We start from the raw sequence: 17,027 nt of genomic DNA on the forward strand, positions 1-17,027 counted from the left end.
TGCTGCGAGTGCGGCCACATCGACAAGAAGAACCGGGCAAGCCAGGCCCTGTTCACCTGCCGGAACTGCGGGGTCGTTGCCCACGCAGACCGGAACGCCTCCCGCAACATCGCCCAGCGCGGCGAGGCTGCGTGGACTGCGGGGCGTGAGTCACGCGTCCCTGCCACCCCATAGGGGTGTCTGGACGGAGGAGCCCACCCAGCAGCCAGTTGGGCACTACCTCCAAGCCCGGTCGTTTACGGCCGGGTCAAGTTGACAGAGTGCGCAGGACGGCTACCACCTTGCCGAGGATGGCCGCGTCGTCGCCCGGGATCGGCTCGTAGGACGGGTTGTGGGGTTGTCAACTGCTGCGGGTTTCATCAGCGGCTCAGCGTTTCTCAACTCTTCTGTCGGTTCGGGGTGTTGTGGGTGGGGGTCGGTAGGCTGATCGGGTGATCGTTACGCATGCCTACCGGTTTGCGCTGGACCCGACTCCTGGTCAGGTCGGGGCGCTGCTGCGGCATGCCGGGGCGGCGCGGGTGGCGTTCAACTGGGGCCTTGCCCGGGTGAAGGCGAATCTGGGTCAGCGGGAGGCGGAGCGCGCGTACGGGATCGCTGAGGATGCGTTGACGCCGCCGCTGTCGTGGTCGATGTACTGCCTGCGCAAGGCCTTCAACCTGGCCCAGGGGTGAGGTTGCGCCGTGGTGGGCGGAGTGTTCGAAGGAGGCGTATGCCACCGGTCTTGATCAGCTCGCCGTTGCGTTGAGGAACTGGTCCAACTCCAGGAGCGGCAGGCGCAGGGGTCCGCGGATGGGCTTCCCCCGGTTCAGGGCGAAGGCCAGGGTGACGCCGTCCATCCGGTTCACCACGGGCACGATCCGGCTAGGACCGGCGGCATGTGACGCTGCCGGTGCTGGGCACGATCCGCACGCATGAGTCCACCAGGAAGCTTCACCGCCGGATCACGGCCGGCAGCGCGGTGATCAAGTCCGCGACGGTGCGCCGCGGGGCCGGGCGCTGGTTCGTGTCCTTCACGGTCGAGGTCGAGCGGGCCGACCGCACGCCGTCCAGGCCGGATGCGGTGATCGGCGTCGACCTCGGTATCAAGTCCCTGGCGGTGTTCTCCGACGGCCGCCCGGCCGCCGAGAACCCGCGCCACTACGACACCGCCCGCAGGAAGCTGCGCCGCCTGTCGCGGGCGGTCTCCCGCAAGCAGGGGCCCGACCGGCGCACCGGGCAGAAGCCGTCGAACCGATGGCGCAGGTCGAACGCCGCGCGCAACCGTGTCCACTACCGCACCGCCTGCCTGCGGGCCGATGCCCTGCACAAGCTGACGACCCACCTGGCCCGCGCGTACGGCACGGTCGTCGTGGAAGACCTCAACGTCGCCGGGATGCTCAAGAACCGCAAGCTCGCCCGCGTCGTCGCCGATGCCGCCTTCGCAGAAATCCGCCGCAAGCTCGCCTGCAAAACCGTGTGGAACGGCGGCCGGCTCGAAGTCGCCGGCCGCTGGTACCCCAGCAGCAAGACATGTTCCGGATGCCAGGCAGTGAAACCCAAACTGCCTCTTGGGGTACGGACGTACGTGTGCGAACACTGCGGACTCGTCATCGACCGGGACGAGAACGCAGCACTCAACCTCGCCGCGCTGGTGAAGCGGCACGTCACCGGGAGTGGCCCGGAGACAGAAAACGGACGTGGAGCCGACCGTAAGACCCCGCCTCGCGGGGCCGGTGGCCGTGAAGCGCCTACCCCGCATCGATCCCCCCAGGGATCGAATGAGACGGGGACCTTCGCCCGGTAACGGGTGAATCACTGAGATTCGCTGAAACTCAGTGAACGGCATCAGCCACACACGGCCGTTCAGGTGCTTGCTGCCCGGCCGATGAAACACGGTCGACCGGCTGGGACCGCTTTGGGCCCGCCCGCCGGGCCGCCCACACGTGGCAGGAGTCGATCACGTCCGCGACCAGTCCAGCTGCCTCGTAGACCGCAACGTCTTCAGCAGCACCGCTGCAACTGATCCCAGGCCCGCCTCGCTCCATGCGGCCAGGATGCGTCAGCAAGTCGTGCCCGAGCCGGAGCTCAGCTCCTGGGCAAGCACTCCCACTGGAACCCGACAATGACACAGGCGTCCTCCGTTTGGCCTGCCTGCGGTCGCGGGCGTGACGATGGCTCTCTAGCGTCTGGGTGACTGGGTGCGTTCCCTGCCCTGTGGGAACTGCTCCGATGCGTTCCTCGGGGGAACCGGAGGTTCGGGTATGCGCGGGATGCCTGTTGTATGCGCTACGGCGTGGGGAACGGCTGCGTTCGCCGTGTCGGCTTGTGGCTCGTTGTCCTCGGGCGCCGACGGCGAGGAAGGCCCTGCAGCCGCACCGAGACAGGCGCTCTCGTTCGCCGTGTCGCCTTCGAGTGTTGCGCCGGGCGGTCGCGTGACGCTGACTGCCTCAGGCTGTGCAGCAACAGCCACGGCCTCTTCCGCCGTCTTCGACACGGTCACCATCCCGCCGGGTCTGTCAGGTACGGCTACGGTCGACTCGCAGGCCCGGCCAGGCGCGACGTACTCGGTGACGTTCACCTGCAACGGCCGGACGGAAACGATCAATCTGAGCATCTCCAGCACCGGAGTCCCGGCGGCAACCAGTCCACCCGTCACGACCCCGCCTCGGCCGGTGCCGTCCGTCAGCCGTTCCTCCGGCACGACCCCCACGACGTTTCCCCGGGGAACAGACACCGGCGTGGGTGGAAGCGCCGGCGAAGTCAACACACTCGGCGTCACGGTCGGGGCGGCGCTCGTGCTGACTTCCGCGACGGGCGTGCTGCTTGTCGCGCGAAGGATCTTGAGAAAGCGTACGCACTGAGCGTTCTGGCTCTCCCGGTTCGCCACAGCAGCGGACCGTCCTCGGCCGCGGGCCGGCCATCCTGGTGGTGATCCAGGACAGTCCCGCGCGTTCCGCTGTCGAAGCCGGCCAGGTCCTGCCCGACCCGGGCCAGGAGAAGGAATGGCTGAGGCAGCACGAAGCGTAAAGCCCGGGGCGACAGCCCGTGGGTCCTTGTCCGACGTCGTGCCGCCACCCGGTGCCCGGGGGGCCTGGGGAACGATTCCGCGGTACCGAAACTCCGATCGGTCCGTACGCGAGGACCGTCTGATCTGCGACGTGCCGGCATCCACCACTGCCGGGCCGGCTCGTCGCCGTCGAACTCGGCCACGGCGGGCAGACGGGGCGGCGGCCCAGTCGCAGAACCGTTCGCCCTTTGGCTCCCGGCCCCGCCGACAGACGCTGCCACGCCTCGGGCGGAGCCTGAAGCCATCAGCGTGCTGACGCGAATCTGTATGTGTGGCCTTCAGTCCGGTGAGCGCCACGCGCGGAGGTGGCGTTGCGGGCCCCCCTTCACATATGCGAGCACATGCTCGTACCCTGGGTGGGGAAGCTCTGGAGGAGACGATGACCGCTACGGCGACGAACCGCGACGACCTGTGCAACAACCTGGCACTGCGCAAGGCGGCCCGGTACCTTGGCGCGACTTACGACAAGGCTCTGGCCTCGGCCGGTCTTCGTGCGACGCAGTTCAGCATCCTGCAGAAGCTCAGCGCCCACGGAGAAATGACGATCACCAGACTTGCCGACATGATCGCCATGGACCGTACGACGCTGGCCTCGAACCTCAAACCGCTCGCGCGGGAGGGCCTGGTGACCGTCGAGCCGTCGGCGGTCGACCGCCGCGCACGGATCGTCACGATCACGCCGGACGGCCTCTCCCGAATAAAGGCGGCGCTGCCACTGTGGCAAGCAGTGCAAGCCCAGTTCGAGGAGCGCTTCGGCGCCGGTGAGGCAGCCGAACTGCGCGCATCCCTCGACGCCGTTCTCCAGACTGGCTTCGAACCCTGGGCCGAGTAAGCTCGCAGCCTCGCCGAGGCCGACCTCAGCCTCCCGGACGTTTCGTCTCCGGACCGGTCGGCGAACACGTGCGCATGGTCCCGGACACCGCCGGGCCCGATCCGCCGTGGGGTGCGTCAGACGGCCTGGACCGGCGGGTAGACCGGCTCCCACATGGCTGCGCGCACCCGCTGGTCGATGGTGTCGTCGACGGATGCACGGGCGACCCCGTCGCGGGCCGCGGCCCGGGCGACCGCGGCCGCCACGGCGGCCGAGGTGTCGCGCAGCCGGCTGATGGGCGGCAGGATCGCCGCCCCGGGGGCGTCGAGGTCGACCTGCTCCGCGACCGCGTGGGCGGCGGCGACGAGCATGCCGTCGGTGACCCGGGTGGCGTTGGCGAGGATGGTGCCCAGGCCCAGGCCGGGGAAGACCAGCGCATTGTTGGCCTGGCCGATCCGGTGGGTGACGCCGTTGCGGGTGACGGGGCCGAAGGGGCTGCCGGTGGCGACCAGGGCCCGGCCGTCGGTCCATTCCAGCAGGTCGGCGGGCACCGCTTCGGCCAGCGGGGTGGGGTTGGACATCGGCAGGATGACGGGGCGCTCGGTGTGGGCGGCCATCTCGCGGACGAGCGGTTCGGTGAAGGAGCCGGCCTGCCCGGAGGTGCCGATCAGGACGGTGGGCCGCACCCGGCGGACCACCTCCGCCAAGGGGATGCCCCCCAGTTGCTCGTCCCGTGCCCATGCGGCCACCTCGCCCGGTGGACGGGCGTAGCTGGCCTGGAAGTCGAGCAGGGTGTCCTGGTCGTCGGTGAGCAGGCCGTACCGGTCCACGGCCCACAGGCGGCCGGTGGCCTCCTGCTGCGACAGGCCATCGGCGATCAGGGCGTCGCGGAGCTGGTCGGCGACGCCGATGCCGGCGGTGCCCGCACCGAAGACGACGATGCGGTGCTCGCGCAGCGGCTGTCCGCCGATCCGCACCCCCGACAGCACGGCGGCGAGGTTCACGGCGCCGGTGCCCTGGACGTCGTCGTTGAAGGTGCACACCTCGTCCCGGTAACGGTCCAGGATGCGGCGGGCGTTGGCGGACCCGAAGTCCTCCCAGTGCAGCAGCGCGCCGGGGAAGATCTCGGTGGCGGCCGACACATAGGCCTCGATGAAGGCGTCATAGGTCTCGCGGTCCACCCGGGGGTGCCGGTTGCCCAGGTACAGGGGGTCGTCCAGGAGCTCCTTGCGGTTGGTGCCGGTGTCCAGCATCACCGCCAGGGTGCGTGCCGGGTCCACGCCGCCGGCGGCGGTGTACACCGCCAGTTTGCCGACCGAGATGTCGATGCCGCCCACGCCCCAGTCGCCGATGCCCAGGATCGCCTCGCCGTCGGTGGCGACGATCAGGTCGACGTCGCCGGCTCGTAGCCCGCAGGCGCGCAGTGCGCGCCCGATCTCCTGCGGGGCGTCCACCGACAGGTACGCCCCGCGCGGCCGGCGGTATTCGTAGCTGTAGCGCTCGATGGCGGTGCCGACGGTCGGGGTGTAGACGATCGGCAGCATCTCCGGGAGGTGGTCGCCGACCAGCCGGTAGAACAGCACCTCGTTGCGGTCGTGCAGCGCGGTCAGATAGATGTTCTTGGCCAGGTCGTGCGGCTGGGCGGTGTACTGCGCGTAGGCGCGGGCCACTTGCTGCTCCAGGGTGAGCACCTGCGGCGGTACCAGGCCCACCAGGTCGAGCGCGCGGCGTTCGGCGGGGGTGAAGGCGGTTCCGCGGTTGAGCCGGGGGTCGGCCAGTACTGCACGGCCCCGGGCCGTCGTCTCGAGCCGGCCCTTCGCGGCGTTCCATCTGGTGCTCAACTCGGCTCCCTGTGTCCGGTGTGCGGCCCGGCCCGGGCGGTGCGGATGGCCACGATCCGTGCGGTGCGCCAGTGGCATGGCTGTCCTGTCGCCCAGCTTGCATGGCGCGGGGCGGTCATGCACGCACCGCGACGAGGCGCTCGCCTCTACCGGGTGCGGGGCGAGGCGGGCCGGGTGAGCGGTCTGCCCGCCGCCGCCCGTCGGGGCGGGCGGCGGGGTGCCGTCAGCGTTCGAGGATCAGCGCGAGTGCCTGGCCCACGCCGATGCACAGGGCCGCCAGGCCCGTTCCCGAGCCCGCGGAGGCCAGTTGGTGGGCCACCGCTCCGGTGATGCGTGCGCCCGACGCGCCCAGCGGATGGCCGATCGCGATCGCGCCGCCGCGCGGGTTGACGATGGAGGGGTCGAGTTCGGGCAGGGCGGCCAGGCAGGCCAGCACCTGTGAGGCGTAGGCCTCGTTGAGTTCCACCGTGTGCAGGTCGGCCGCGTCCGTTCCTGCCTTCTTCAGCACCTTGCGGATCGCGTCGACCGGGCCGAGACCGAAGTACTGCGGCTCGATACCGGCCACTGCCGCGGCGCGCACCCGGGCCAGTGGTTCGCGGCCGATGGCCGCAAGGCCGTCGGCGTCGGCGAGCAGCAGTGCGGCAGCACCGTCGTTGAGCGGGGAGGCATTGCCGGGCGTGACGGTGCCGTCGGCGATGAAGGCGGGCTTGAGCGCGGCCAGCGCTTCCAGGGACGTGTTGTCACGGATGCCTTCGTCGCGTGGCAGCGTGACGCCCTCGACGGGGACGATCTCTCCGTCGTAGAGGCCCTCGCGCCAGGCGCGGGCGGCGTTTTGGTGGCTGGCGAGGGCGAACGCGTCCTGGGCCTCGCGTGTGATGCCGTGCTTGGCGCCGACCAGTTCGCCGCTCTCGCCCAGCGGGATGGTCCACTCGCTGGGCATGCGCGGGTTGACCATCCGCCAGCCGAGTGTCGTCGAGTACAGCTGCTGGTCCTTCGCGGGGAAGGCGCGCTCCGGTTTCGGCAGCACCCAGGGGGCGCGGCTCATGGACTCCACGCCGCCCGCGACCGCGATCGAGGCGTCGCCGAGCGCGATGGCGCGGGCCGCCTGGATGACGGCCTCCATGCCGGAGCCGCACAGCCGGTTGACGGCGGCGCCGGGCACGCTGACGGGCAGACCCGCCAAAAGGACGGCCATGCGGGCCACGTCGCGGTTGTCCTCGCCGGCGCCGTTGGCGTTGCCGAACAGGACGTCGCCGATGCTTGCCGGGTCGAGGTTCGGGCTGCGGTCGACGAGGGCACGCAGCACGCCGGCCGCGAGGTCGTCGGGCCGTACCCCTGACAGGGCGCCGCCGTAGCGGCCGAAGGGGGTGCGGACGGCGTCGACGATGTACACGTCACGGGGTCGCTCGATCATCGGTGGATCCTTCAGGCGGTGGTGGAGGGCTGGTGGCTGAGGGGCACGGGGGTGCGGGCGGCGATCTCGGCCGCGGTCACGCCGGGTGCCGTCTCGACGAGTTCGAGGCCGTGCGGGGTGACGTCGATCACCCCGAGGTCGGTGATGATCCGGTCCACGCAGGCCCGGCCCGTGAGCGGCAGCGTGCACTCCTCGACGATCTTGGGGCTGCCGTCCTTGGCGGTGTGGTCCATCACGACGACGACCCGGCGCGCGCCGTGGACGAGGTCCATCGCACCCCCCATACCCTTGATCATTTTTCCGGGTATGGCCCAGTTGGCCAGGTCACCGCGGGCCGAGACCTGCAGGGCACCCAGGACGGCGGTGTCGATGTGGCCGCCGCGGATCATGCCGAAGGACAGTGATGAGTCGAAGAACGATGCTCCCGCACGTACGGTCACGGTCTCCTTGCCGGCGTTGATCAGGTCCGGGTCGACCTCGTGCTCCTGCGGGTAGGGGCCGACGCCGAGGAGGCCGTTCTCCGAGTGCAGCACGACGTCCACGCCCTCGGGGAGGTAGTTGGCGACCAGGGTGGGGAGTCCGATGCCCAGGTTGACGTAGTCGCCGTTGCGCAGTTCGCGTGCGGCCCGGGCGGCCATCTCGTTCTTGCTCCAGCTCATGGCTGCCGCACCGTCCTGTTCTCGATGCCCTTGTCCGCCGCCTGCTGTGGGGTCAGTGCCACCACGCGCTGGACGAAGACTCCGGGCAGATGGATCTCGTCGGGGTCGAGGGTGCCGGGCTCGACCAACTCCTCCACCTCGGCCACGGTGATCCGCCCGGCCATCGCGGCGAGCGGGTTGAAGTTGCGTGCGGCACGGTGGAAGACGAGGTTGCCGTGGCGGTCGCCGCGGGCGGCCCGTACCAGCGCGTAGTCGGTGGTGATGCCGTGTTCCAGCACGTAGTCGGTGCCGTCGAACGTACGCACCTCCTTGGGGGGCGAGGCCAGTGCCACGCTGCCGTCGGAGGCGTACCGCCAGGGCAGTCCGCCGTCGGCGACCTGGGTGCCGACGCCGGCCGGGGTGTAGAAGGCGGGGATGCCGCAGCCGCCGGCGCGCAGCCGCTCGGCGAGCGTGCCCTGCGGGGTGAGTTCGACCTCGAGTTCACCCGCGAGGTACTGGCGGGCGAACTCCTTGTTGTTGCCCACATAGGAACCGGTGACGCGGGCGATGCGGCCCGCGGCGAGCAGGATGCCGAGTCCGCGTCCGTCGACGCCGCAGTTGTTGGAGACCACGCTCAGGCCGAAGGCTCCGGTGTCGTACAGGGCGTTGATCAGGACGTCGGGGACGCCGACGAGTCCGAAGCCGCCGACGGCGAACGAATGTCCGTCGCCGACGTCCGCCAGGGCCTCCTCGGCGGTGGCCACCTGCTTGTTCATGTGCGGGTTCCTATCGGTCCAGTACGTGGCGCAGGGCGGTCAGCAGCTCGTCCTGCGCGGCGGACGCGGTCTGGGGGACGGCGGCCCGGCGCCAGGCGATGTAGCCGTCGGGGCGTACGAGGAGCACCCCGTCCTCGGCGATCTCCGAGCGGCGCCTCCACTCGCCGTAGGCGTCGCGGAAGTCGTCGGCGCCGATGCTCACCACCCGTAGCGGTACGCCGAGTTCGTCCGCGCAGGCTTGTGCGGCCGTCTCCCAGACGCCGCCCGACAGGCCCGTCACCACGGTGAAGCTGCCCTTGCCGACGGCGTCGAGCGTGGAGATCCGCCGCCCGTCGGTGTCCACGAGCCAGGCGTGGGGAAGTTTGGCGCCGGGCCGGGTGGCCGGCTGGTGGACCAGTTCGGCATCGTCCTGCCAGGTCTCGGCCGGGCTGTGGTCGGTGAGGACCGCACCGGATGCGTATCGCTGGTTCATTTCGACGCCGTGCGCGTTGAACTCGTAGTTCTTGAGCTGGATCGCCTCTTCGAGCAGGCGCCGCTTCTTGGCGCCCTCGGCCGTTGCGGCGTGCACGGCCGCGAGCCCTTCGGCGATGGATTCTTCGTCGCTTCCGTCTCCGATGCCGAGGGCTGCGAAGATCGGGCCGAACTGGTCGCGGCTGAGGTTGGCCCGCTCCACGATCTGCCGTCCGACGGGGGCGCGTTCGTCGGAGTAGCTCTCCAGCAGCCCGGGCCCGGCCTCGCCGCGGATGACCATGGCGAGTTTCCAGGCGAGGTTGTAGGCGTCCTGGATGGAGGTGTTGGATCCCAGTCCGTTGGACGGCGGGTGGCGGTGCACCGCGTCGCCGGCGGCGAAGACCCGTCCGCGGGAGTACGCGCTCGCGTAGCTGTGGTTGACCGTCCACAGCGAGGTCGAGGTGATCTCCACCGGCAGTTGCGGGTCACCGACGAGGTCGCGCACGATCTGCCGCGCCGCCTCCTCGTCCACGGCCGGCGGCGGCTGCTCGATGTCGTAGCCCCACACCAGCAGCCATTCGTTCCAGGGCCGCACCATGCGCACCAGGCCCATGCCGATGCCGCCGGTCTGTGCGCCGGGGCGCATCACCCAGTACAGGACGCTGGGGCGGTGGGCGCAGTAGCGGGACAGGTCCGCCTTGAAGACGACGTTCATGCTGCCGGCCTTGCCCATGCGGCCGTCGACGGGCAGGCCGAGCTGTTCGACGACTTTGCTGCGTCCGCCGTCCGCGCCGATCAGGTAGCGGGCCCGGACGGTGAACTCGTCGCCGCGTACCCGGTCGCGCAGCAGTGCCGTGACGCCGTCGTCGTCCTGGGTGAAGCTCAGGAACTCGGTGTCGAAGCGGACCTTGGCGCCGCGGGAGGCGGCGTTGCTGATGAGGATCGGCTCCAGGTAGGTCTGCGGGAGGTCGATCATCTGGCTGGGGCTCTTGGAGGCGTACTCGGTGGCCGATTCGTCTCCCGTGCCCCAGCTGCGGATCCGGCCGATCTCCTGCCCGGTGAGCGACGTGCACAGGACGGTGTCGCCCATGAGGTGCGAGGGGCTGCCGGCCGCCAGTGCCTCGGCCTCGACGCCGAGGTCACGCAGGACCTCCATGGTGCGCTGGTTGGTGATGTGTGCTCGTGGGGTGTTGGCCAGCCAGCCGTACTTCGTCACCAGCATGGTGCGGATGCCGTAGGTGGCCAGGAGCAGGGCGGCGGAGCCTCCGGCGGGGCCGCTGCCGACGACGAGGACGTCGGTGTCGTAGGTGTCTGGACGCGTCATGGGGCGCTCCTCGGTCAGTCGGCCAGGGGGGCGATACGGAAGGTGTAGTCGAGGCGGCGCCAGTCGCCGTCGACCGGGCGGCCGTCGGGGGTGGGGCCGCTGTGGGGGGTGAAGTCGACGACGAGGTCGTCCTTGACGCCGAAGACGGTGTCGCTGTCCAGGTAGGAGCCGCCCGCCACGAACAGCTGCGTGACGAGCCGGCGGTGGCCCGGGGCGTCGATCATGAAGTGGATGTGGGGGGCCCGGTAGGGGTGGCGCCCGGTGGCGGCGAGCATCTGTCCGACCGGCCCGTCGTCGGGGATCGGGTACTCCGAGGGCAGGATCGACCAGAAGGCGATGCGTCCGTCGTCGTCGGTGCGCAGCCGGGCGCGGAGCACCGGGCCGTCCGCGTCGGGGAGCTGGACGTCGTAGAAGCCGTCCTCGTTGGACTGCCACACGTCCACGACCGCGCCCTGGACGGGTGCGTCGGCGGTGTCCGTGATGCGTACGTCCACCCACAGCGGGGTGCCGGGCAGTTGCCGGGCGATGTCGCTGCCGTGCGCGGCCTCGGGCGGGCCCTCCACGTAGAAGGGGCCCAGCACCGCCGACGGAGTGGTGGCGGGCGTACGGGAGTTGGTGAGCAGGTCCACCACGCTGGAGACGCCGAGGGTGTCGGAGAGCAGCACGAATTCCTGACGGGCCGGGCTGCACATCTGCCCGGTGCGGGTGAGGAAGTCGATCGCGTACTGCCATTCGGACTCGGTGACGTCGTTGGCGGTCACGAAGGTGTGCAGGTGCCGGACGAGGTCGGTGAGCAGGGTGCGCACCCGGGCGTCGGGGGCGCCCTGGAAGCTGGCGACGACCTGTTCGGTCAGGCGGCTCACCGTGGAGTCGGCAGCGGCGAGGTGGGGTGCGGTGGGGGCCGGGCGGCGTCCGTGCCAGGCGTCGGCCAGCAGGCCCGCGATGCCCGCGCCGGTCAGCTCGCGCGGGTTCGGGTACGGCGTCGCCACGGCCAGCTCGGCGGCGCGCGCGAGGTCGGCCTCGGCCAGGCCCAGGTCCCTGAGCGAGGTGGGCCCGCCCAGGGACGCGACCAGGTCGTACACCGCGGTGGGGGCGTCGGACACGCCGAGGACTTCGGCGATACGGCGCATCGCGCCGGGTGCCGCGGGCGCGTTGTAGGCCATGGCGTGCGGCAGGACGACGGTGTGCGTGGGCGCGTGCGGCAGGTCGAAGCTGCCGCCCAGCGTGTGGCACAGCTTGTGGTGCAGGCCCATGCCGACCGTGGCGAGGCAGGTCCCGGCGAGCCAGGCCGCGTGCAGCAGGTCGGCGCGCGCGTCCGCATCGGCCGGATCGGCGGCGAGCCGGGGCAGCGCCCGGGCGATCCGGGAGACGGCGTCGAGGGCCTGCCGGTCGGTGACCGGGTTGGCGTCGGCGGAGTACAGCGCCTCCACGGCGTGCGCGAGGGCGTTGACGCCGCTCGTGACCGACATGGCCAGGGGCAGGGTCAGGGTGAAGTCGACGTCGTAGACCACGGTCTCCGGCAGGATCGCCGGGGACGACTGGGTGACCTTGCGGCCCTGGCGGGTCTCGCCGAGCACGGGGGTCACCTCGGAGCCGGCGTACGTGGTCGGCAGGATCACCTGCGGGAGGTCGGTGCGCAGCGCGAGGGCCTTCGACAGGCCCGTCGTCGAGCCGCCGCCGACGGCCACGAGACAGTCGGCGTCCGCGTCCCGCAGCATCTGCAGCGCACGCTCCGTCACCTCCACCGGCGTGTGCATCGCCGCGCCGTCGAACTCCGCGGCCACCAGGTCGCCGAGCGCGTCGCGGACCCGGGCGGAGGCCTCCGCCAGGGGCGGGCTGGACAGGAGCAGCACCCGGGAGCGGCCGAGCCGCTCGACCTCATCGCGGAGCCGGCCGGCTGTGCCGGCCCCGAAGACCACCCGTGAGGCACGGGATGTGTGAACGAAGGTCCGCATTCAGGTCCGCCTCTTCAGATCGGTCGATCATGTCGGCCGTGTTACGTGACGTGGCTGGCCACCGAGTATGTGAGTGACACGCAGGTAAAGGCCTGCACGTTCGGCTCGTTGTGCTGCACAAAAGACGCGACGGCGGTGCGGCAGGCGGCCCCGGGTCCAGAAAAACCCCCACCGCGGGCGAAAAGGGGCGCCCCCGGGCCGGGGCGGAGGGGCGGGGCGGGAGGGCTGCTTCGACGGCAGCACAGAGGCGCTGCGGCCCAGGACGCCGGAAGCCGCCGCCGGGCAGCAGGCAGCAGCCTCGCCGGGCAGCAGGCAGCCGCCGCGCCGGGCAGCAGGCAGCCGCCGGGCGTGCCCGGACGCACCTGGGCGTGCGGGTGTGTCAGCGCGCGCGGCGAAGGGCCGCGGGGGTCGTGCCCAGGCGGTTGCGCATCACGCGGGTGAGGTGTTCCTGGTGGGAGAAGCCGCAGCCGGCCGCGATCTCGCCGATCGGAGCGTTCCCCGTCCGCAGCAGGCGACAGGCCTGTTCCAGCCGCAGCCCGAGCAGGAACTGGTGGGGCGACTGGCCCGTGCGGGTCCGGAACTGCCGCGTGAACTGGCTGACGCTCAATGCGGCCGCCGAGGCGAGGTCCGCGACGGGCAGCGGCTCGGCGAGGCGTTGCTCCATGAGCTCCCGCACGGCGTTCATCTGCCGCGCGGAGAGCCCGGCGCCGGCCGGCGCCGGCCCACCGGCTCCGGTGCGGTGGCGCCGCACGAGCTGCGCGGCCAGCATCCCGGTCAGGTGATCCGTGTACGTACGCGCGGACGGCTCCCAGTGCCGTACCGCGCCCTCCAGCGCCAGCACGAGCTGCTCGGTGAGCGGATCCGTGGCACCGAACTCCTCGGACAGCTCGACGGACCGGCCCTCGTTGGCGTCGCGCAGCGCCTCGTCCGTGAGGTACGCGTGGATCGTGTCGAGTCTGCCGCCGAGCTCGACGTCCAGGGTCCGGCCGGCCGGCTGCAGGAAGAGCCCGCCGGCGGGCACCTTCCGCGACCGCGCGGCGCTGCCCTTGCCCCGGCACACCGCGACGGGCCCGCTGAGGTGCAGGATCAGCAGGTGGGTGGGCGCGGGATCGAACTGAGCCCGGTAGGGCTGCTCCTCCTGCGCGGAGAGATACAGATGCTCCCACCCCAGGCCGGAACTGCTTCTGCGCGGGCGCACGCCCGGCTGCCGCAGGATGCCGACCGTGTGGGTCGGGCCGAGCTCCGTCACGGTGCGACCTCCTCCTGCACCAACTCACATGATTGAAATCTAAACCATGAAAGAGGTGTTCGGCATTCCCTGCAGGACGGCCTCCACGGCGAGGCCGGCCCGCGCGTTCCGCCGGCCGCCCGGCGCCCCCGTCGGCTGACCGAGCGGCACCCCAGCACCCCTGGCTCGACGCCTGCGGTGGACCAATGCCCGATCCGTCAGAATTCCACGCGATCAGGGCATCTACAGAACAGCCCTCGCGCCCGGCCCGTGAGACCCACCACCCCCGTCACCCTCTTGACAGGTGACGTAGTGGGTGCGAGGGTCGACAGCGAACGCACCTGGGGACGTATCCGGGCCGGCCGGCACGAGCCGCTCTTCGCGACCGGCCCGGCCGATGCCGCCCCTCGGAGCGGATCGGGCTGCGCAGCGCGGCGCCCCTCCCGGTTCACGCAGCGCCCCCGGTGTGGTCCGCGGACCCGCGGACCACACCTGTTCCCCCGTCCCCCACCAGAGGAATCCCGGTGAACATTCCCAAGGTCTTGAAGACGGCCGCGGTAGCGGTGGCCGTGCTCACCATCACGTGCGGCTGTTTCCTCCAGGTCTTCTGAGGTCCGAGGACGACGGCGAACGCCGCGCGCGGGGCGGCAGGGCTCCACGCCTGTCCGCCACCGCCGGATCCCCGACACCGAAACGACAAGGACGCGACGCGATGCCGAACACGTGGAAAGTCACCAAGGTCCGCACGGTCGAGGATGCCGACGCCTCGGCGCGGCGGGCCCGGTTCGGTGCCCTGCCCGTGCGCATCCGGCCGCAGGACACGACGGAAGTGGTCCCCCTCATAGCGCGGTACCCGTCACAGGACCTCTACGACCACGAGAAGTGGCTCACCTGCAGGTTCTTCTAGCCGGCGCCCCGCGGCCGCGGCGGCTCGCCCGCGCCTCGCCCGTCGCCTCACCTTCCGGCCGCCGGTCAGACGGCGGCCATGGACGCGAAGAGATCGAGGCCCGCTGCCGTGGCGGTGTGCTGTTCGCACCAGATGGTCTTCCCCTGCCGTGCGTGGCGTGTGCCCCAGTTCTGGGTCAGCTGGGCGACCAGCAGGAGGCCGCGTCCTCCTTCGTCGGACAGCCGGGCGCGGCGCATGTGGGGCGCTGTGCTGCTGGCGTCGGAGACCTCGCAGATGAGCGTGCCGTCCCGGATCAGGCGCAGCTGGATGGGGGGCCGGCCGTAGCGGATGGCGTTGGTGACGAGTTCGCTGACGACGAGTTCGGTGACGAAGCCGGATTCGCCAAGTCCCCAGTCCTCGAGGCGGTTCGCCGTCCATGAGCGGGCGTGGGCGACGAAGGAGTCCTGTGCGGGGACGTCGAGGACGGCGACGTGGTCGGCGCCCAGGGCGTGGGTGCGGGCCAGCAGGAGGGCCGCGTCGTCCGTCGGGTGTGGGGGCAGCAGGTGGCGGAGGACGTTTTCGCAGAGGTCGTCCAGGGAGTCTGCGGGGGCGGTGAGCGAGTCGCGCAGCGTCTCCAGCGCGTCGTCGATGTCGCGGTCGTGGGTGTTGAGGATGCCGTCGGAGTACAGGGCCAGCAGGGCGCCTTCGGGCAGGGGCAGTTCGGTGGACTCGAAGGGCAGGCCGCCGATGCCGAGGGGCGGCCCGCTGGGGACGTCCAGGAGTGTTGCCGTGCCGTCGGGCAGGACGACGGCGGGGGGCGGGTGCCCGGCCCGGGCCACCGAGCAGGTCTGCGCTATCGGGTCGTACACGGCGTAGGTGCAGGTGGCCCCGAGGTCGCCGCCCTGGTCCGGGCGTTCGTTCTCGTCCCGCAGGCGGGTCAGCATGTCGTCGAGGTGGGTGAGGAGCTCGTCGGGAGGCAGGTCCACGTCGGCCAGGGTGCGCACCGCGGTGCGCAGCCGGCCCATGGTCGCCGCGGCGTTGATGCCGTGGCCGACGACGTCCCCCACGACGAGGGCGACACGCTTGCCCGACAGGGCGATGACGTCGAACCAGTCGCCTCCGACACCCGACTGGGAGTCGGCGGGCAGATACCGGCTCGCCGTTTCGACCGCGGTCTGCTGCGGCAGCGTCTGCGGCAGCAGGCTGTGCTGGAGCGTGAGTGCCGTGGCGCGCTCGCGCGTGTAGCGGCGGGCGTTGTCCAGGCAGACGGCGGCCCGCGAGACGAGTTCCTCGGTGAGCAGCCGGTCCTCGTCGGTGAACGCGCCGTGGGCGCTCCTGAGCAGGACGGCGACGCCGAGGATGGCGCCCCGGGCGGCGATGGGGACCGCCATGACGGAGTGCACCTGATGCTCGCGGAACCGCTCGGCGCGCACGGGGTCCTCGGCGAGCCATGCCCGTACGGGCCCATCGGTCGTGGCGTGCACGAGGGAACGGTTCGCCGCCATGCTCCGGACCGGGGGCGAGTGGGCCGGGTAGAAGTCGACTTCGCCGAGCCGGCTCACCGTCTCCGGCGCGCCCGCCCGCAACGACTTGTGCGCCGCGCGGTACAGGGCGACCCGCCCGGTGAAGGGTCCGGGCTCTTCACCGTGCAGCATGCTCTCCAGCAGGTCGACATGGGCCCACTCGGCCAGCCGAGGACACAAGACGTCGACGAGTTCCTGGGCCGTGGTCAGCACGTCGAGCGTGCTGCCGACGCTCGTGCTCGCCTCGTTCAGGAGCATCAGCCGTTGCCGGGCGCGCTGCTGCTCGGTGATGTCGGTGACCGTGGAGCAGATGCCGATCGCACGGCCGGCGCTGTCGAACATGGGGCCGGCCGATGCGGCAAAGACACGCTCGCGGTGCGGGTTCGCCGGCACCCGGCAGTGCACCTGCCCGTGGGAGACCGCCCGGCCGCTTTCGACGGCCTCGTGCAGCTTCGTCTCCCACTCCGCCGCATCGGGCCCCGAAAGAATCTGCGACGGGCGCAGCCCCCGGCGCTCCTCCTGCGACATCCCGGTCACCCGGGCCATGGCCGCGTTCTGCCTCACGCACCTCAGGTCCGCGTCGTAGACCGTCAGCGCAACGGGCGAGCGGTCGAACAGCCACCGCAGGATGGCCTGATCGGTCTCGTCGTGCTCGTCGTGCGGCGCGGCGGTGGGGGGCGTCAGGCTGATGAACCAGAAGGGGCCGCCCGGGGCGGCGGCGACGGTGGCCTCGTAGGCGTGCGCGAAGAGCGAGCGCACCGCGCCCCGGCCCAGGTCGAACTCGAGGGGGCCCGCCCACCGCGCTGCCGCGGACGGGTCCTGCCAGAACGCCGGAGCCGGCGTGGCCAGGAGATCGCTCAGATGCCGCCCGAGGACGTCACCCGACGCGTAGCCCAGCACGGACTCGGCGCTGGGGCTCCAGACGGTGAGGCGGCCCCGGCCGTCGACAGCGATCAGGGCGCCGTCGTGTGCTGTTGTGGCATGCGACGCGTCGTAGGGGTTCATGCCGCCGCTCCCGTCGGGCATGCCGCTCGGAGGGTGGCCCGATCCGACCGGCCGTGTACAGCCAGCGTGCTCCTGCCGCAGCGGCACAGCCAGCGGTGAACGGCGAGGCAGGAACGGACCGGGCCGGGAG

Annotated in this window: 13 protein-coding genes and 1 pseudogene; 5 read left to right on the plus strand and 9 right to left on the minus strand. The window is 71.4% G+C overall.

Features of this window, described 5'->3' with window-relative positions:
* Window positions 1-174, plus strand: a 174-nt coding sequence (locus tag ACFV9O_RS31590; protein WP_385423900.1) for a zinc ribbon domain-containing protein, incomplete at its 5' end; no start/stop codon positions are given.
* Window positions 175-247: 73 nt separating this feature from the next.
* Here ACFV9O_RS31590 and ACFV9O_RS31595 read toward each other — a convergent pair.
* Window positions 248-337, minus strand: a pseudogene (locus ACFV9O_RS31595) (repressor LexA); the annotation flags it as partial.
* Between the two features lie 94 nt (window positions 338-431).
* Between ACFV9O_RS31595 and ACFV9O_RS31600 the strand changes: the two are divergent.
* From ACFV9O_RS31600 to ACFV9O_RS31610, 3 genes are all read left to right on the plus strand, one after another.
* Window positions 432-671 carry a helix-turn-helix domain-containing protein gene (locus tag ACFV9O_RS31600; protein WP_385423844.1) on the plus strand — a complete coding sequence of 80 codons (240 nt, stop codon included), beginning with the start codon at window positions 432-434 and terminating at the stop codon, window positions 669-671.
* A 206-nt stretch (window positions 672-877) separates the two neighbouring features.
* Window positions 878-1,783, plus strand: coding sequence for an IS607 family element RNA-guided endonuclease TnpB (gene tnpB / locus ACFV9O_RS31605; protein WP_385423846.1), 906 nt, complete (start codon window positions 878-880; stop codon window positions 1,781-1,783).
* A 1,642-nt stretch (window positions 1,784-3,425) separates the two neighbouring features.
* Entirely contained in the window at window positions 3,426-3,878 is a 453-nt protein-coding gene (locus ACFV9O_RS31610) for a MarR family winged helix-turn-helix transcriptional regulator (protein ID WP_385423848.1), read from the plus strand.
* A 116-nt stretch (window positions 3,879-3,994) separates the two neighbouring features.
* Here the strand turns inward: ACFV9O_RS31610 and ACFV9O_RS31615 are convergent, their stop codons facing one another.
* The 7 genes from ACFV9O_RS31615 to ACFV9O_RS31645 all read right to left on the minus strand — a co-directional run bounded on the left by ACFV9O_RS31615 (window position 3,995) and on the right by ACFV9O_RS31645 (window position 13,024).
* Window positions 3,995-5,698, minus strand: a complete 1,704-nt coding sequence (locus ACFV9O_RS31615; protein ID WP_385423850.1) for an NAD-dependent malic enzyme — start codon at window positions 5,696-5,698, stop codon at window positions 3,995-3,997.
* 223 nt (window positions 5,699-5,921) lie between these two features.
* Window positions 5,922-7,112: a thiolase family protein gene (locus ACFV9O_RS31620; protein ID WP_385423852.1), complete on the minus strand. Its 1,191-nt coding sequence runs from the start codon at window positions 7,110-7,112 to the stop codon at window positions 5,922-5,924.
* A gap of 11 nt (window positions 7,113-7,123) precedes the next feature.
* Entirely contained in the window at window positions 7,124-7,771 is a 648-nt protein-coding gene (locus tag ACFV9O_RS31625) for a CoA transferase subunit B (RefSeq protein ID WP_385423854.1), read from the minus strand.
* Window positions 7,768-8,526: a CoA transferase subunit A gene (locus tag ACFV9O_RS31630; RefSeq protein ID WP_385423856.1), complete on the minus strand. Its 759-nt coding sequence runs from the start codon at window positions 8,524-8,526 to the stop codon at window positions 7,768-7,770. Before ACFV9O_RS31630 ends, ACFV9O_RS31625 begins: the two co-directional genes overlap by 4 nt.
* Window positions 8,527-8,536: 10 nt before the next feature.
* The gene (locus tag ACFV9O_RS31635; protein WP_385423858.1) at window positions 8,537-10,300 is read right to left on the minus strand and encodes an FAD-dependent oxidoreductase; all 1,764 of its coding nucleotides are present in this window, start codon (window positions 10,298-10,300) and stop codon (window positions 8,537-8,539) included.
* A gap of 14 nt (window positions 10,301-10,314) precedes the next feature.
* A complete protein-coding gene (locus tag ACFV9O_RS31640) occupies window positions 10,315-12,255 on the minus strand; it encodes a maleylacetate reductase and hydroxyquinol 1,2-dioxygenase domain-containing protein (RefSeq protein ID WP_385423860.1) in 1,941 nt (646 codons plus the stop codon).
* A 379-nt stretch (window positions 12,256-12,634) separates the two neighbouring features.
* A complete protein-coding gene (locus ACFV9O_RS31645) occupies window positions 12,635-13,024 on the minus strand; it encodes a helix-turn-helix domain-containing protein (protein ID WP_385423902.1) in 390 nt (129 codons plus the stop codon).
* A gap of 1,171 nt (window positions 13,025-14,195) precedes the next feature.
* Between ACFV9O_RS31645 and ACFV9O_RS31650 the strand changes: the two genes are divergently transcribed.
* Window positions 14,196-14,390 carry a hypothetical protein gene (locus ACFV9O_RS31650; protein ID WP_385423862.1) on the plus strand — a complete coding sequence of 65 codons (195 nt, stop codon included), beginning with the start codon at window positions 14,196-14,198 and terminating at the stop codon, window positions 14,388-14,390.
* 65 nt (window positions 14,391-14,455) lie between these two features.
* Here ACFV9O_RS31650 and ACFV9O_RS31655 read toward each other — a convergent pair whose 3' ends face one another.
* Window positions 14,456-16,918 (minus strand): SpoIIE family protein phosphatase, encoded by a 2,463-nt coding sequence (locus ACFV9O_RS31655; protein WP_385423864.1) that lies wholly within the window; start codon window positions 16,916-16,918, stop codon window positions 14,456-14,458.
* Between the last annotated feature and the right edge of the window lie 109 nt (window positions 16,919-17,027).

This window comes from Streptomyces sp. NPDC059909 (genome assembly GCF_042730885.1).
In the GTDB taxonomy this organism is placed as follows: domain Bacteria; phylum Actinomycetota; class Actinomycetes; order Streptomycetales; family Streptomycetaceae; genus Streptomyces.

Bases quoted from the DNA above. Each gene is read 5' to 3' on its own strand.
- ACFV9O_RS31620 (WP_385423852.1), bottom strand. From the start codon at position 7,112: ATGATCGAGCGACCCCGTGACGTGTACATCGTCGACGCCGTCCGCACC.
- ACFV9O_RS31625 (WP_385423854.1), bottom strand. From the start codon at position 7,771: ATGAGCTGGAGCAAGAACGAGATGGCCGCCCGGGCCGCACGCGAACTG.
- ACFV9O_RS31650 (WP_385423862.1), top strand. From the start codon at position 14,196: ATGCCGAACACGTGGAAAGTCACCAAGGTCCGCACGGTCGAGGATGCC.
- ACFV9O_RS31610 (WP_385423848.1), top strand. From the start codon at position 3,426: ATGACCGCTACGGCGACGAACCGCGACGACCTGTGCAACAACCTGGCA.
- ACFV9O_RS31655 (WP_385423864.1), bottom strand. From the start codon at position 16,918: ATGCCCGACGGGAGCGGCGGCATGAACCCCTACGACGCGTCGCATGCC.
- ACFV9O_RS31645 (WP_385423902.1), bottom strand. From the start codon at position 13,024: ATGCTGGCCGCGCAGCTCGTGCGGCGCCACCGCACCGGAGCCGGTGGG.
- ACFV9O_RS31635 (WP_385423858.1), bottom strand. From the start codon at position 10,300: ATGACGCGTCCAGACACCTACGACACCGACGTCCTCGTCGTCGGCAGC.
- ACFV9O_RS31630 (WP_385423856.1), bottom strand. From the start codon at position 8,526: ATGAACAAGCAGGTGGCCACCGCCGAGGAGGCCCTGGCGGACGTCGGC.
- ACFV9O_RS31640 (WP_385423860.1), bottom strand. From the start codon at position 12,255: ATGCGGACCTTCGTTCACACATCCCGTGCCTCACGGGTGGTCTTCGGG.